At 62.0% G+C, this 14,859-nt stretch carries 18 protein-coding genes; 7 read left to right on the top strand and 11 right to left on the bottom strand.

The features are described from left to right. Positions 1-332 precede the first annotated feature (332 nt). Entirely contained in the window at positions 333-1,481 is a 1,149-nt protein-coding gene (carA, locus tag O3306_RS17020) for a glutamine-hydrolyzing carbamoyl-phosphate synthase small subunit (protein ID WP_272009480.1), read from the top strand. 144 nt (positions 1,482-1,625) lie between these two features. Here carA and rplT read toward each other — a convergent pair whose 3' ends face one another. The 4 genes from rplT to pyk form a co-directional block, all read right to left on the bottom strand. Continuing rightward, the gene (rplT, locus tag O3306_RS17025) at positions 1,626-1,991 is read right to left on the bottom strand and encodes a 50S ribosomal protein L20 (RefSeq protein WP_272009482.1); all 366 of its coding nucleotides are present in this window, start codon (positions 1,989-1,991) and stop codon (positions 1,626-1,628) included. Between the two features lie 15 nt (positions 1,992-2,006). Beyond that, positions 2,007-2,207 carry a 50S ribosomal protein L35 gene (gene rpmI / locus O3306_RS17030; protein ID WP_272009484.1) on the bottom strand — a complete coding sequence of 67 codons (201 nt, stop codon included), beginning with the start codon at positions 2,205-2,207 and terminating at the stop codon, positions 2,007-2,009. A gap of 203 nt (positions 2,208-2,410) precedes the next feature. After that, a complete protein-coding gene (locus O3306_RS17035) occupies positions 2,411-2,635 on the bottom strand; it encodes a hypothetical protein (RefSeq protein ID WP_272009486.1) in 225 nt (74 codons plus the stop codon). 49 nt (positions 2,636-2,684) lie between these two features. Continuing rightward, positions 2,685-4,130: a pyruvate kinase gene (gene pyk / locus O3306_RS17040; protein ID WP_272009488.1), complete on the bottom strand. Its 1,446-nt coding sequence runs from the start codon at positions 4,128-4,130 to the stop codon at positions 2,685-2,687. A 119-nt stretch (positions 4,131-4,249) separates the two neighbouring features. On the opposite strand from pyk, the gene O3306_RS17045 reads away from it, so the two are divergent. Genes O3306_RS17045 through O3306_RS17055 form a run of 3 tightly spaced genes read left to right on the top strand, consistent with a single transcriptional unit; the run spans position 4,250 to position 5,723 of the window. Next, the gene (locus tag O3306_RS17045; protein ID WP_272009490.1) at positions 4,250-4,990 is read left to right on the top strand and encodes an N-formylglutamate amidohydrolase; all 741 of its coding nucleotides are present in this window, start codon (positions 4,250-4,252) and stop codon (positions 4,988-4,990) included. 18 nt (positions 4,991-5,008) lie between these two features. Continuing rightward, positions 5,009-5,350, top strand: a complete 342-nt coding sequence (locus tag O3306_RS17050; protein ID WP_272009492.1) for a 5-carboxymethyl-2-hydroxymuconate Delta-isomerase — start codon at positions 5,009-5,011, stop codon at positions 5,348-5,350. Positions 5,351-5,408: 58 nt separating this feature from the next. Continuing rightward, a complete protein-coding gene (locus tag O3306_RS17055) occupies positions 5,409-5,723 on the top strand; it encodes a DUF1244 domain-containing protein (protein WP_272009494.1) in 315 nt (104 codons plus the stop codon). Between the two features lie 39 nt (positions 5,724-5,762). Here O3306_RS17055 and O3306_RS17060 read toward each other — a convergent pair whose 3' ends face one another. The 4 genes from O3306_RS17060 to O3306_RS17075 all read right to left on the bottom strand — a co-directional run bounded on the left by O3306_RS17060 (position 5,763) and on the right by O3306_RS17075 (position 8,988). Continuing rightward, positions 5,763-6,626 carry a D-amino-acid transaminase gene (locus O3306_RS17060; RefSeq protein ID WP_272009496.1) on the bottom strand — a complete coding sequence of 288 codons (864 nt, stop codon included), beginning with the start codon at positions 6,624-6,626 and terminating at the stop codon, positions 5,763-5,765. 11 nt (positions 6,627-6,637) lie between these two features. Next, positions 6,638-7,600, bottom strand: a complete 963-nt coding sequence (dgcA, locus tag O3306_RS17065) for an N-acetyl-D-Glu racemase DgcA (RefSeq protein ID WP_272009497.1) — start codon at positions 7,598-7,600, stop codon at positions 6,638-6,640. Between the two features lie 75 nt (positions 7,601-7,675). Beyond that, positions 7,676-8,677: an N-acetyltransferase DgcN gene (gene dgcN, locus O3306_RS17070; RefSeq protein ID WP_272009499.1), complete on the bottom strand. Its 1,002-nt coding sequence runs from the start codon at positions 8,675-8,677 to the stop codon at positions 7,676-7,678. A gap of 137 nt (positions 8,678-8,814) precedes the next feature. Further along, positions 8,815-8,988 carry a hypothetical protein gene (locus O3306_RS17075; protein ID WP_272009501.1) on the bottom strand — a complete coding sequence of 58 codons (174 nt, stop codon included), beginning with the start codon at positions 8,986-8,988 and terminating at the stop codon, positions 8,815-8,817. A gap of 114 nt (positions 8,989-9,102) precedes the next feature. On the opposite strand from O3306_RS17075, the gene O3306_RS17080 reads away from it, so the two are divergent. The 3 genes from O3306_RS17080 to O3306_RS17090 all read left to right on the top strand — a co-directional run bounded on the left by O3306_RS17080 (position 9,103) and on the right by O3306_RS17090 (position 12,381). After that, positions 9,103-10,062: an L-malyl-CoA/beta-methylmalyl-CoA lyase gene (locus O3306_RS17080; protein ID WP_272009503.1), complete on the top strand. Its 960-nt coding sequence runs from the start codon at positions 9,103-9,105 to the stop codon at positions 10,060-10,062. Positions 10,063-10,271: 209 nt separating this feature from the next. Next, on the top strand, positions 10,272-11,069 hold the full coding sequence (locus O3306_RS17085; protein ID WP_272009505.1) for an ion transporter: 798 nt from the start codon (positions 10,272-10,274) through the stop codon (positions 11,067-11,069). Positions 11,070-11,148: 79 nt separating this feature from the next. After that, on the top strand, positions 11,149-12,381 hold the full coding sequence (locus O3306_RS17090; protein WP_272009507.1) for an MFS transporter: 1,233 nt from the start codon (positions 11,149-11,151) through the stop codon (positions 12,379-12,381). Between the two features lie 8 nt (positions 12,382-12,389). Here the strand turns inward: O3306_RS17090 and O3306_RS17095 are convergent, their stop codons facing one another. From O3306_RS17095 to O3306_RS17105, 3 genes are read right to left on the bottom strand one after another with little or no spacing between them, the layout of a single operon-like run. Further along, positions 12,390-13,325 carry an alpha/beta fold hydrolase gene (locus tag O3306_RS17095; protein WP_272009508.1) on the bottom strand — a complete coding sequence of 312 codons (936 nt, stop codon included), beginning with the start codon at positions 13,323-13,325 and terminating at the stop codon, positions 12,390-12,392. Further along, positions 13,322-14,239, bottom strand: coding sequence for an ornithine cyclodeaminase family protein (locus O3306_RS17100; protein WP_272009510.1), 918 nt, complete (start codon positions 14,237-14,239; stop codon positions 13,322-13,324). The genes O3306_RS17095 and O3306_RS17100 overlap by 4 nt, the downstream gene beginning before the upstream one ends. Further along, on the bottom strand, positions 14,236-14,856 hold the full coding sequence (locus tag O3306_RS17105; protein WP_272009512.1) for an HAD family hydrolase: 621 nt from the start codon (positions 14,854-14,856) through the stop codon (positions 14,236-14,238). The genes O3306_RS17100 and O3306_RS17105 overlap by 4 nt, the downstream gene beginning before the upstream one ends. Positions 14,857-14,859: the final 3 nt, after the last annotated feature.

A 14,859-nucleotide genomic window follows, 5' to 3' on the forward strand; every position in this document is an offset into this window, starting at 1 on the left:
CGAGGCCATGAAGTTCTTTACCAACGTCAAGACATACTCCCTGCCGTGGCCCAATTGACAAAAGCCACAGATTCTCCAGAAACTGCGGGGCTCACAACCTGAGTCCCGCTTTTTTTGTAGTGTGACGCTCACCGATCGGGATGGTGGGTTTCGCAACCCTGCCGCCCAAGCCTCCAGTGGCGGACCCGCTGGCAAAGTGATATGGGTGGATGCGTCGCGCGAATGTCGGTGCGGGCCTGCGCGAACCGCCGCGCTCCCTCTTGACCCCTCCGGACGACGCCCCTAGACATGCGCAGATTTGCCCGCTCGCTTCATATAACGGAGAGCCACCCATGGCCGATGCAACCCAGTCCCGTCCCACTGCCTGTCTTGCTCTGGCCGATGGTAGCGTTTTTTACGGGCGCGGCTTTGGCGCGACTGGCGACACCGTGGCGGAGCTGTGCTTCAACACGGCGATGACCGGGTATCAGGAGATCATGACCGACCCTAGCTATGCTGGGCAGATCGTGACCTTCACCTTCCCGCATATCGGCAATACGGGCGTGAACGTCGATGATGACGAAGCCGCCGATCCGGTGGCCGAGGGCATGGTGGTCAAGTGGGATCCGACCGAACCGAGCAACTGGCGCAGCACCCAAACGCTGGATGACTGGCTGACGCGGCGAGGGCGTATCGCCATCGGCGGTGTCGATACCCGCCGTCTGACCCGCGCGATCCGCCAGCAGGGCGCGCCGCATGCGGCACTGTCGCACGATCCGGACGGGAATTTCGACATTGCGGCACTGGTCGAAAAGGCGCGCGGGTTCGCGGGCCTCGAAGGCATGGACCTGGCAAAGGGCGTCACCTGCGCACAATCCTACCGTTGGGATGAGATGCGTTGGGCTTGGCCCGAGGGCTACACGCGCCAGAGCAACGCAAAGCACAAGGTCGTGGCTGTGGACTATGGCGCAAAACGCAACATCCTGCGCTGCCTGGCCAGTGCGGGATGTGATGTGACCGTCCTGCCGGCAACGGCAACGGCTCAGGATGTGCTGGCGCACAAGCCCGATGGCGTGTTCTTGTCCAACGGCCCCGGCGATCCCGCGGCGACGGGCAAATACGCAGTGCCGATGATCCGCGATGTGCTGGCCGCAGACCTGCCGGTCTTTGGCATCTGCCTCGGCCATCAGATGCTTGCGCTGGCACTGGGGGGGCGTACGGTCAAGATGAATCACGGTCATCACGGCGCCAACCATCCGGTCAAGGACGTGGAGACCGGCAAGGTCGAGATTACGTCGATGAACCACGGTTTCGCGGTGGATGGCCAGAGCCTGCCCGAGGGCGTCATGGAGACTCATGTGTCGCTCTTTGACGGGTCGAACTGCGGGATTCGCATGAAGGACAAGCCGGTGTTTTCGGTGCAGCACCACCCCGAGGCCAGCCCCGGCCCGCAGGACAGCTTTTATCTGTTCGAGCGTTTCGTCGCGTCGATGAGCGCCTGACACGAAGTACGGCCCCCCCGGTTACCGGTTTGCCTGTGGCGCAGATGCGGTTGCCGAGACGCCGGAAAATACCCCTGAAATGAAAAAGGCCCGGACAGTGATACTGTCCGGGCCTTTGAATTCATGTGGTCGTGGTAAGCCGGATCAGGCAGGCAGTGCTGCCTTGGCCTGATCGACGATTGCCGCGAATGCCGCAGGCTCGTGCACGGCCAGATCGGCCAGAACCTTGCGGTCCACTTCGACACCGGCCAGCGACAGGCCGTTGATGAAGCGGCTGTATGTCAGCGCTTCGTCATGGCTGCGCACGGCGGCGTTGATCCGCTGGATCCACAGGGCGCGGAAGTTGCGCTTGCGGTTCTTGCGGTCGCGGGTCGCGTACTGGTTGGCCTTGTCGACGGCCTGTGTGGCCACCTTGAAGGTGTTCTTGCGACGGCCATAATAGCCTTTTGCGGCCTTGATGACTTTCTTGTGACGGGCGTGGGTAACAACCCCACCTTTGACTCGTGCCATAGTGTGATTCCTCCCCTAGCGCGAATACGGCATCATCGGCTTGATGATTTGCTCATCAGCCTTCGACAACGTGGTGGTTCCGCGCGCGTTGCGGATGAATTTCTTGGTGCGTTTGATCATGCCGTGGCTTTTGCCTGCCTGACCTGCGATCACACGGCCCGAGGCCGAGATCTTGAACCGCTTCTTGCAGCTCGATTTCGTCTTCATCTTGGGCATTTCCGGCTCCTCTTTGAGTTCGGTCGAAAACGCGCGACTCGGCATGCCACATTGGCCGGACGCGCGGGTGAAGTATGGCGTATAAAAGGGGCGCGCCGTTAGTGCAAGGGGGAATGCTGGTGATCCGTACTGCCGTGGTCCCGGCGCGTTTCCCCGCGTGTCCATCCTGCGAGAGCAAATTTATCCAGTGTGGCGCAAAGCCGTCAGCGAATGATTCCGGCGATCACGCGGATAAAGGCGTGGGGGATATCCTCCAGCCGGAATTCGCCCGGGTGCAACTGGATCGCGTAGACCACCAGACAGCCCGCCGCGATCAGCACCACCGCCGCGACACGCGGCGCACGCCCGTCGGAAAAAGCAGAGATGATGGACGGGATGGAAAAGATGGTCAGCACGATGCCGATCACCAGCAACAGGTCGGTTTTCATCGCGGCATCACTCCTCTTGAGGGGGGGCATTCCGCGCCCATACCGCAGGTTAGCCCGGATCGGTCGCGTAGATCAAACTTTCCTGACAGGGGGCGACGCGCAGGATGTTGGTTGTGCCCGGCACGTTGAATGGGACGCCGGCCGTGACCACGATCTGATCCAGCGTTGTGGCATAGCCCTGCGCGCGGGCGGCACGCGCGGCGTTAATCACCGCTGCCTTGAACCGGCTCAGCTCTTCGGTCATCACCGTGTTCACGCCCCAGGTCAGCGCCAGCCGCCGGGCCGTACCCATCACCGAAGTCATCGCGATGATCGGCACGCGCGGACGTTCGCGCGCGGTCAGCAGCGCGGTCGTGCCGGACTGGGTGAAGCAGCAGATCGCCTTGATATCCGTCGTCTCGGCGATTTCGCGGGCGGCGGCCACGATGCCGTCGGCAACCGTCGTGCGCGTAGCGGTACGCGAGGCCTCAATGATCTGGGTGTAGGTCGGATCGCTTTCGACCTCGCGGGCGACGTTGTCCATCGTTGTGACCGCCTCGATTGGATAACTGCCTGCGGCTGATTCGGCCGACAGCATGATCGCATCGGCGCCTTCGTAGATGGCGGTTGCCACATCGCTGACCTCGGCGCGGGTGGGGACCGGTGCGGTGATCATCGATTCCAGCATCTGGGTGGCCACGATGACCGGCTTGGCTGCGGCACGACATGCGCGGACCAGACGTTTCTGGATTGGCGGCACGTTCTGCACCGGCAGTTCCACGCCCAGATCGCCGCGTGCCACCATGATGCCGTCAGATGCAGCGAGGATGCTGGCGAACCGCGTAACGGCCGACGGCTTTTCGATCTTGCTGAGGATTGCGGCGCGTCCGCGCGCCAGTTCGCGCGCCTCCTCCACGTCTTCGGGCCGCTGCACAAAGCTGAGCGCGAGCCAGTCGACGCCCAGTTCGCAGACGAATTCCAGATCCTTGCGGTCTTTCTCTGACAGCGCTGCCAAGGGCAGTTCGACGTCCGGCACGTTGACGCCCTTGCGGTTCGAGATGGTGCCGCCCACCATCACCTCGCAATTGGCGTGATCGGCACCGCAGGACGTAACGCGCAGACGAATCTTGCCGTCATTGACCAGCAGCGACGCGCCCTCGCGCAGTGCCGCGAAAATCTCGGGATGGGGCAGGCAGACACGGGAGACATCGCCCTCGGCCTCGTCCAGATCAAGACGGAAGGACGCGCCCGCTTCCAGATCGACTTCATTTGCGGCAAAGGTGCCAACGCGCAGCTTTGGCCCTTGGAGGTCAGCAAGAATCGCGATCGGGCTGTTCAGGTCTTTTTCGATCTGGCGAATGATCCGGTGCTTTTCACGGATCGATTCATGCTCGCCATGGCTCATGTTCAGCCGGAACACGTCTGCGCCTGCCTCGTGCAGGGCGCGGATCGTATCGTAATCCTCTGACGCGGGGCCGAGTGTGGCCACGATCTTGACGTTGCGGTGCCGCCTCATGCTTTGGTGTCCTTCTGGTCGTTTTTCGTTTGGTACCGTTATCGCTAACGGTGTGCCAGTGGTTTGTTGCGCTGTTCGCGCTTACAGCCTAGATGGTTACCTAAGAAAGTGACACCCGAATGACTTATTATCCCTTCGAGGTTATCGGCGCGGACCGGCCTGCGCGCTGGCTGGTAACTTGTGATCACGCGGCCAATACGGTGCCGGATTTCGTGAGCGGCGGCGACCTGGGCGTCGCGCCTGAGGATATGGCGCGCCATATCGCCTATGACATTGGCGCCGCAGGCCTCGCGCGCGCGTTGGCCGAGGCGCTGGATGCGACCGCGATCCTCAGCAATTTCTCGCGGCTTGTGATCGACCCCAACCGGGGCGAGGATGACCCGACACTGTTGATGAAGCTCTATGACGGCACCATCATCCCCGGCAATCGTTACGCCGACGAGGCCGAGCGCGAAGCGCGGCTGAACGCGCTCTACCGGCCCTACCACACTGCGCTGGCCGAGCTTTGCGCCCGGCGCGCCGATACGGTGGTCGTGTCGGTTCACAGCTTTACGCCGCAGTTCAAGGGCCGCGCGCCGCGCCCGTGGCATGTGGGCCTGCTTTATGCCGCCGATACGCGGCTGGCCAAGCCGTTTCTGGAGCTTTTGAAGGCAGAGCCGGACCTGTGTGTTGGCGACAATCAGCCCTATTCGGGGCATTTGCCCGGCGACAGCATCGCGCGCCACGCGATTGCCTATGAACGGCCCAACATCCTGATCGAGCTGCGCAACGACCTCATAGCGACCGAAGCCGAACAGGTGGCATGGGCACAGCGTCTGGCGCCAATGATGGTGCAGGCTGCCGAGATCGCTAATGTTTGATTCAATCCGGAGACTGCCATGCCCCATGTGATAATCGATCACTCCGCCGACATCGGCGATGCCGCGACGCTGGATGCGCTGTGCGAGGCGGTGTTTCAGGCGCTGGCTGCCCATTCCGCGATCCCGCATCCCGCGGCGCTGAAAGTTCGCACATTGGCGGCGGGCGCACAGCGTCTGGGCACCGAACCGCAAAGTTACGCCCATGCCACGCTGTTGCTGTTGCCGGGCCGGTCGGCCGAGGTGAAGGCCGATCTGGCGCGGGTGATCCTCGACGTTCTGGTGGCGGTATTGCCGGATGTGGGCAGCCTGTCGGTCAATCTGGCCGAACTCGACGCTGCCTATGTCAAACGGGTTCTGTAAAGCACGCGCCACCCGCCCTATATTGATGGGAATATTTGGCCGACCGAGGAGAAGACCCATGGATGATCAGACCCGTATCGAGTTGGAAGCTGCTGCCTTCCGGGCCCTGCGCACGCACCTGATGGAAAAACGCACCGATGTTCAGAACATCGACATGATGAACCTCGCCGGGTTCTGCCGCAACTGTCTGAGCCGCTGGTATCAGGAAGCAGCAAATGAGCGCGGCATCGAGATGGGCAAGGACGAGGCACGCGAGATTTTTTACGGCATGACGATGGACGAATGGAAATCGAATTATCAGACCGAGGCCGGAGACGCGAAGAAAGAGGCGTTCAAGGTGGCGTTCGCGGAAAATGTCGGAGACAAGACCTGAAGCCAGCCTGAACATGTGCACCGTGTGAAGGCGCGCTTCTCAGATCGCCGCCTTCAGGCTCTCTTCCAGGTAAATCTCGCGCAGCCGCCGTGCCACCGGTCCCGGCGTGCCGTCACCGAGGGCTACGCCGTCGACCTCCACCACCGGCATGACGAAGCCGCTGGCCGACGTGGTGAATGCCTCCTCCGCGCCTTGTGCCTCTTCGATCGTGAAGCTGCGCTCCTCGACCTCCATCTGCGCCTCGCGGGCAAAGCGCAGCACGGCGGCGCGGGTGATGCCGTGCAGGATGTCGTTGCTGAGCTGGCGGGTAATGATCCGACCGCCCTTGATGATATAGGCATTGTTTGATGTGCCTTCGGTCACGTACCCGTCCTCGACCAGCCACGCATCGTCACAGCCAGCCTTCTTGGCCATCATCTTGCCCATCGACGGATAGAGCAGCTGCACCGTCTTGATGTCGCGGCGGCCCCAGCGGATATCCTCGATCGAGATGATCTTGACGCCGGTCTTTGACTGCGTGGAATGGGCCAGCCCCGGTTTCGACTGGGTGAATAGCACGACCGTTGGTTCGGTGGTCTCGGGGTCGGGAAAGGCGAAATCACGGTCACCGTCGCTGCCGCGGGTGATCTGCAGATAGATCAGCCCTTCCACCAAGTTATTGCGCGCCACCAGTTCGCGGTGCACTGCCAGCAGATCGTCAAAGCAGGCAGGCTTCTTCATGTCCAATTCGCTCAGCGACCGCTCCAGTCGTTTGACGTGGCCCGCGAAGTCGATCAGTTTGCCGTCCAGCACGCTGGTGACCTCATAGACCCCGTCAGCCATGAGGAAACCGCGATCAAAGATCGAAACTTTCGCCTCGGTTTCCGGCATGTAATCGCCATTCAGGTAAACGGTGCGGGTCATCTCAGCTCTCCTTAGCCCCAGAGCGTGGCACTTGGTGGATGCACGCCATGCTCGTCGAATGTTAGCGGTGCGTTCCGGTCTTCTGCCAGAAGCAGCGGGCCGTCAAGGTCGGTAATCATGGCGCCCTGCGCCACCAGCGTGGCGGGCGCCATGGCGAGGCTGGAGCCGATCATGCAGCCGACCATCACCTTGTAACCTTCGGCCAAAGCGGCGCGGCGCAGTTCCAGCGCCTCGGTCAGCCCACCGGTCTTGTCGAGCTTGATGTTCACAACGTCATACTTGCCCTTGAGGGCGGGCAGGCTGGCACGGTCATGACAGCTTTCGTCGGCGCAGACCGGTACCGGGCGGTCCATCCCGATCAACGCATCATCCTCGCCCGCAGGCAGTGGCTGTTCGACCAGTGCGACACCCAGTCGCACCAGATGCGGCGCGAGATCGGCATAAACCTCTGCCGACCAACCCTCATTGGCGTCGACGATAATGGTCGATTTCGGCGCGCCCGCGCGAACGGCTTCCAGCCGGGGCATGTCATCTGGCGTGCCCAGTTTGATTTTTAGTAGCGGGCGATGCGCGTTCTTGGCGGCCTGTGCCTGCATGGCTTCGGGTGTGTCCAGCGACAGGGTATAGGCCGTGATCTCGGGGCCGGGGACGGGCAGACCGGCCAGTTCCCATGCGCGTTTTCCGGCGCGCTTGGCCTCCAGATCCCACAGCGCGCAATCCAGTGCGTTGCGTGCCGCCCCTGCTGGCAGCGCATAGAGGCCCGCGCGATCCACCGGCACGGCCACGTTTTCGATTTGTGCGGTTACCGATTCCAGGCTTTCGCCGTAGCGTGCATAGGGCACGCATTCGCCCATGCCCTGATGGGTGCCATCGCTCACGCGTACGGTCAGAACTTTGGCTTCGGTTCGCGATCCGCGCGAAATGGTAAAGACCTGCGCCAGCCTGAACACATCGCGTGTGACAGTGATTTGCACGGCACCCACCTCTTCTTCTTTGGTCAAATACTCCCGCCGGAGGCTCCATGCGGGGCCATCGGCGCAGTTGCCTGATTACAGTGCGGCCAGCGCATCCACCAGCAGATCCGACCCATAGCGGTAAGGGTCGGTTGCGGGCAGGGCCATACGCGCCGACACTTCGGCCAGATAGGCGCGGGCATCGGCGTCGGTCATGTGCTGGGTGTTGACGGATATGCCTACGACCTTGCACGCCGGGTTTGCGATTTGCGCCAGTGGCAGGGCGGTATCGCGCAACATCTCCAGCGATTGTAGCTTGTAACCGGGCAACCCGCGCATGTGTTTGCGCGTCGGTTCGTGACACAGGATCAGCGCATCGGGCTGGCCGCCATGGATCAGCGCCATCGTGACGCCGGAATAGGAGACGTGAAAGAGGCTGCCTTGCCCCTCGATCATGTCCCAGTGATCGTCGTCATTGTCGGGCGAAAGGTATTCGATCGAACCGGCCATGAAATCGGCCACGACCGCATCCAGCGGCACGCCGTGACCGGTGATCAGGATGCCGGTTTGACCGGTGGCGCGGAAGGTTGCCTTCATGCCCCGCGCCGTCATGTCGCGTTCCATCGCCATGGCGGTGTACATCTTGCCGACCGAACAATCGGTGCCTACGGCAAGGCATCGTTTGCCCGTCCGTTTCACGCCGCTGGCGATGGGATAGCCGTCAGTGGGCACGCGCACGTCGTGCAGCGTTCCGCCATAAGTCTGCGCGGCGGCGACCAGATCGCCCTCGTCGCGCAGCAGGTTGTGCAGGCCCGCGGCTAGGTCATAGCCCATGCGAAGCGCCTCGATCAGCAGATCCTTCCACGCTTGGCTGATCACGCCGCCACGGTTGGCCACGCCGATCACCAGCGTTTTGGCACCCGCGTCCAGCCCTTCTTGCAACGTCATTTCCGCCAGCCCCAGATCGGCACCACAATTCGGAAGCCGGATCTGGCCGACGGCATTCTCGGGGCGCCAGTCGCGGATGCCGATGGCGACCTTGGCAGCCAGCATGTCGGGCGCGTCGCCCAGGAACAGGAGGTATGGTGTCTCAATCATGGCAGCGGTCCTTGGTCAGAAATATTTGCCGGCAAAATTGCACGGGTTTCACGCGATATCATATCAAATCGTTAGCCTGTGGTGGAATTAGAGCAAGAAAGTTCGATGATTTAGCCATTTTGGTTCAGATACTTCTATCACGGCCGTGCATAGCGTCGCGCGATCCCGATGATCATCACCGCCAGCGAGGCGACGCCGATCATGATCTGAATCCCCCGACCATTTCCAAGCGAGACGATGTCGGGGCCAATCTGCATGCCGCTAAGCTGACCTAGTTGCAGCAGAGAGGCCATCGCGTCGCTGGCGGGCATGCTGCGCTGCAATGTAAAATGCCGCAACTGCAAATCTACCTTGCGTACGGCTGCGCAATTAAATAAAAAACGAGGCATATTTTCCGCAATATTCTAATCCGAAAGGCCCGCAACATGAGCTTTCGTCTGCAACCTGCCGCCCCCGCCCGCCCGAACCGCTGCCAACTCTTCGGGCCGGGATCGAATGCCAAGCTGTTTGAGAAGATGGCCGCCAGTGCTGCGGATGTGATCAATATCGATCTGGAGGATTCCGTATCGCCCTCTGACAAGGATCGGGCGCGTCGCCAGACGATCGAAGCGATCAATACGGTGGATTGGGGCAAAAAATACCTGAGCGTGCGGATCAACGGGCTGGACACCGGGTGGTGGTATCGCGATGTGGTGGAGCTGCTGGAACAGGCGGGTGACCGGTTGGACCAGATCATGATCCCCAAGGTGGGCTGCGCGGCCGATATCTATGCGGTTGACGCGCTGGTCACCTCCATCGAGCGGGCTAAGGGGCGCACCAAGCCGATCAGTTTCGAAGTCATCATCGAAAGTGCCGCCGGCATCTCTCATGTCGAGGAAATCGCCGCTGCCAGCCCGCGTTTGCAGGCGATGAGCCTTGGCGCGGCTGACTTTGCCGCGTCGATGGGCATGGCGACCACCGGCATCGGCGGCACGCAAGAGAACTACTATATGCTGCACGAGGGCGTGAAGCATTGGTCCGATCCGTGGCACTGGGCGCAAACCGCCATCGTCGCCGCTTGCCGCACGCATGGGCTGTTGCCCGTCGATGGCCCGTTCGGTGATTTTTCCGACGACGAAGGCTTTCGCGCGCAGGCGCTGCGGTCTGCCACGCTGGGCATGGTGGGCAAATGGGCAATCCATCCCAAGCAGATCGCGCTGGCCAACGAGATTTTCACCCCGACCGAGGAGGCCGTGGCAGAAGCGCGCGAGATCCTTGCGGCAATGGAAGACGCCAAGGCCAAGGGCGAAGGTGCCACCGTCTACAAGGGGCGCCTAGTGGACATCGCCAGCATCAAGCAAGCCGAGGTGATCGTGAAACAAGCCGAGATGATCGCCGCCAACTGACGTCTCACTGGCAAGGGCGCGCGCCGAGGGGCGCGCGCATTTTCACCATTTGCGTACACGCAGATCGGGGGCTCTGCCCCTAACGTTGGATAATCATTTAATTTCCAACGCTCCACCCGGGATATTTTGGGCCGCAAGGTGCAGCATAGTTGCGCTTGCGTGCATGCGCCCGGCACCTCATATGGCGTGCAGGCAAAGGTATGGGCAAGATGAACGTATTTCGACAAAAACTGGCCGCATTTCTGGAGCGTCCTGCGGTGCGGCAGGTCATCATCGGCGTGATCGTGTTCAACGCGATCCTTCTGGGCCTGGAGACGTCGGACACCGTGATGTCGCGTTTCGGCGGATTGGTCGTCGCGCTCGATGTCGCCTGTCTGGCGTTTTTCGTGGCCGAGATCGCAGCCAAGCTTGTTGCCCGCGGGGCCCGCTTCTTTCGCGAAGGCTGGAGCCTGTTCGATATGATAATCGTCGGCATTTCACTGGTGCCTGCCGGGCAGGGGCTGTCGGCTTTGCGGGCGCTGCGTATCCTGCGGGTGCTGCGGGTGATTTCGGTGGCGCCGAGCTTGCGCCGGGTGGTCGAAGGGTTCGTGACCGCGCTGCCGGGTATGGGCTCGGTGTTTCTGCTGATGGCGATCATCTTCTACATCGGGGCGGTGATCGCGACCAAGCTGTTTGGCGGCGCATTTCCCGAATGGTTCGGGACGCTGGGCCGGTCGGGCTATACGCTGTTTCAGATCATGACACTCGAATCGTGGTCGATGGGGATCGTGCGCCCGGTTATGGATGTTTACGTCTGGGCCTGGGTGTTCTTCGTGCCATTCATCATGGTCACGACCTTTGCCGTGGTGAACCTGCTGGTGGGTCTGATTGTGAATTCGATGCAGGATGCGCATCATGCGGAAGACACCGCGAATACCGATGCCTACCGCGACGATGTGATTGAGCGTCTGGCGGCCATCGACGAGCGGCTGGAGGCATTGGCGCGTCGGGATGACCGGGTCGGGTGATTGTATCGATCACATTTGTTGATTTGACGGCTGTTCAGCCCGCTCTAGGCTGCGCAGGGTGAGATAGGTGGAGCGCGCGATGGACAGACCGTCCCCTTTGATGAGCCCCGTATTGATCGCGGCTTGCGCCATCATCATGGTATCCTTTGCAATCCGCGCCGCCTTTGGCGTGTTCCAGATCCCCATTGCAGAGGAATTTGGCTGGCTTCGGGCAGAGTTCAGCCTGGCGATCGCAATACAGAACCTGGCCTGGGGAATCGGGCAGCCGATTTTCGGGGCGATTGCGGAAAAGATCGGCGACCGCAAGGCGATCGTGATCGGAGCGCTGGTTTATGCGGCGGGGCTGGTCTTGTCGTCCTTCGCGGTCACGCCGGGGGCGCATCAGGTCTACGAGATCCTTGTCGGGTTTGGCATCGCGGGCACCGGGTTTGGCGTGATCCTCGCGGTGGTTGGCCGGGCCAGTTCTGACGAGCATCGCTCGATGAGCCTGGCGGTGGCCACGGCTGCGGGATCGGCCGGGCAGATTTTCGGCCCGCCGCTGGCCGAGGCGTTGCTGACTGTGACCAGTTGGCAGATGGTCTTCGTGATCTTTGCAGGGATGGTCCTGTCGGTGTTGCTGGTGTTGCCGCTCATGCGCGCACCGGTTCGGAGTGGCGGCCCGGTGATCGAGGAAAGCATGGGGGCGATTGTCGGCAAGGCGCTGCGCGACCCCAGTTTCACGCTGATTTTCCTGGGATTTTTCAGCTGTGGCTATCAACTGGGCTTCATCACCGCACATTTCCCGGCCTTCGTGACCGAGATGTGTGGTCCGATCGACCCCGGCGGGATGCTCTACGGGATGGGAATCACCAGCACTTCGGCGCTGGGGGCGGTGGCGATCTCGGCCATTGGGTTCGCCAATATCGTAGGCACGCTGACGGCCGGGTATCTGGGCAAGCGGTATACGAAAAAATACCTGTTGGCGGGGATTTACACGCTGCGGACCTTTGTCGCGGCGGCGTTCATCATGACGCCGATCACCCCGGCCACGGTGCTGCTCTTTTCCGTCGGGATGGGGTCCTTGTGGCTGGCGACGGTGCCGCTGACCAGCGGTCTGGTCGCTCAGCTCTATGGCCTGCGCTACATGGGCACGCTCTATGGGATCGTCTTTTTCAGCCACCAGTTGGGCAGCTTCCTTGGGGTCTGGCTGGGCGGGCGGATGTATGACGCTTACGGCGATTACAACGCAGTCTGGTGGATCGGTGTCGGTGTCGGCGCCTTCAGCGCCATCGTGCATCTGCCGGTCAAGGAAAAGCGGTTGGCCGCAGCGTAGGCCGAGCCTCAGACACGCAGCCCGTCAGGCCTGACAAGATGCGTGTGCAATGCCGCTACGACGGTGGGATCGTCCGTATAGGGCAGGGTATGGCCCGCGCCGTCAATCACCACATTCACGGCATTCGGGTTCAGCTCTGAAAGCGTTTCCTTGCAGGCGAGCGGGATCACATCGTCCGTTTCGCCCCAGATCGCCAGCACCGGCAGGCCCGCGTCGGCAATCGCGCGATGCTCGTCGCCAAGAGGTTCATCGAGGATACCGCGCAGCGAGCGAAGGATGGCGGGCAGGAAGCCACGATCATTGATCTGGTCAACCTGCACATCGGTGATACCGGGGATCGAACTGGGCAGGCTCCGCTCGGCATTGCAGGCGCGCCGCATCGAGCGGGCGTAAACAGTGAGCATCAGCCAGTTGCCGAAAAGACCAAGGTTGGCAATGAGCCGCGATGCAGGCCCGAGGTCATGGCCCAGCCCGGCGGGCGCAATCAGAACGATCTGGTGCAGCATGTCGATGTGGCGCGCGGCAAAGGCGGGCACGATGGCACCGCCCATCGAATAGCCGAGCAGCGTGATCTTGGGCGGCGCACCCAGTTCTGTCAGCAGTTCTTCGAGTTGACGGACAAAGAAATCGGAATCCTGTGCGCCGCGTACCCGATCAGACAGGCCACGCCCGTAAAGGTCGTATGTCAGCACGCGGTATCCCTGGTCCACCAAAGCATCCGCGATCCGGTCCCAGACCAGGCTGGGAGTGGTCAGGCCATGCACGCAAACTGCCACCGGGCCGCCCTCGGGCCCGCGCCAGCGATAGTAGGTGGTGCCGCGTGACAGTGTGGCGAAACCGCCGGGGGCTGCGGCCTTGCGCGCGTCGGACACCGGGCAGCGCAGCGCCTCGCGAATAAACGGCGCTGCCGCAAGGCCCGCCAGAATCGCGAGTAACCAGTTCATTTCGCCGCGTGCCACGCATCGAGAATGTATCGGCTGGTCATCAGATCGAGATGCGCGCCACCGCCGTTCTTGAACAGGGTGATTTCGTTATCCGAGGTGCGTTTGAACTTTTCGGGCTCATAGTAATCCGCCCGTATGTCGTCGCGGGCGATCACGCCGGCCTCCAGCGGGATCTTGATCTCGCCGATATGACCCACGGTCGTTTCATAGCTGTCAACAAAGATGCGGGCACGGGCCATTGCGGTATCGTCCACCTCGCGCATGTCCGGGCGATAGGCGCCGATCAGGTCGATATGCTGGCCGGGCTGGAACCATTCGCCCTTGATCAGTGGTTCGGTGCTCATGGTGGCCGACGTGACGATATCGGCGGCACGCACAGCCGTTTCCAGATCATCCGCGACTTTCAGGCCGGGACAATCCGCGACCATGGCCTCGGCATTGGCGCGGGTCCGGTTCCAGACGGTGAATTCGGGATCGGGGAAAGCCGCCCGATAGGCCTGCCAGAGATTGCGGCCGACCGTGCCGGCCCCCACGATCAGAATGCGCTTGCTGTCGGGGCGGGCGAGCTGGCGTGCCGCAAACAGGCTGTCGCCGGCTGTCTTCCACTTGGTCACCAGATGAAAGTCGATGATCGCGGCCAGCGTGCCGACCGTGTCGTCAAACAGGCTGACCGCACCGTTGATCATCGGCGCGCCCTTGTCAGGGTTGCGCGGAAAGATGGTGGCGGATTTGACCGCCAGTCCCATGCCGTCGATCCATGCCGCGCGGCTGAGCAGCGTATCGGGATCGCGGTAGAGGAAGCTGTCGGCGATCTCGGCCTTGGGCAGGCTGTGGCCGTGTGCGAAAGCATTGCACAGCCCCAGCCAGTCGAGATTGGCCTCGCCTTCGTCAAACGGAATCATGGTGACGCTCATATTGCTTCCTCTTTGGTCAATAGTCCGGCAGAGACCAGACACTGCGCAAATCCGTCGGGGCTGTCAAAGAGATGGGTCTGCCAGCCGCGCGCCTGCGCTGCCTCGATATTGTCGGCCCGGTCGTCGGTGAACAGCAGTCTTTCGGGCGCGATGGCGCAATCGGCCTCGACCGCCGCATAGATTGCCGGGTTGGGCTTGATCAGGCCCATTTCACCCGAGATGTAGTGCCGGTCGAAGGTCCGCAGGAACGGGAAGGCCGCACAACTGAGTGGGAAATTCTGCGCGCCGAAATTCGACAGCGCAAAAACCGGGATGCGGCGTGCCTTGAGAGCCGCCAAAAGGCGCACCGAACGGGGAATGGCCGGTTGCGCCAGATCGGTCCACGCGTCGCGAACCAGCCGAATCGCGTCTTCCCAGCGGGGATGGCCCTGCGCCACCTCCTCGACCGTCGCGGCAAAGGGTGCGCCCGCGTCGATCCGGTCCATCATCTCGTAAAACGGCACCTCGGCAAAGATTGCCTTGCGCGCCGCCGCGCCGATCCGGGCGTCAAAGAACCGTTCGGGTTGCCATTCAATCAGCACGTTGCCGATGTCGAAAATCACTGCGTCGATCTGCATGTG

The sequence above is a fragment of the Roseovarius sp. ZX-A-9 genome (assembly GCF_028369135.1).
Taxonomy (GTDB): Bacteria; Pseudomonadota; Alphaproteobacteria; order Rhodobacterales; family Rhodobacteraceae; genus Roseovarius.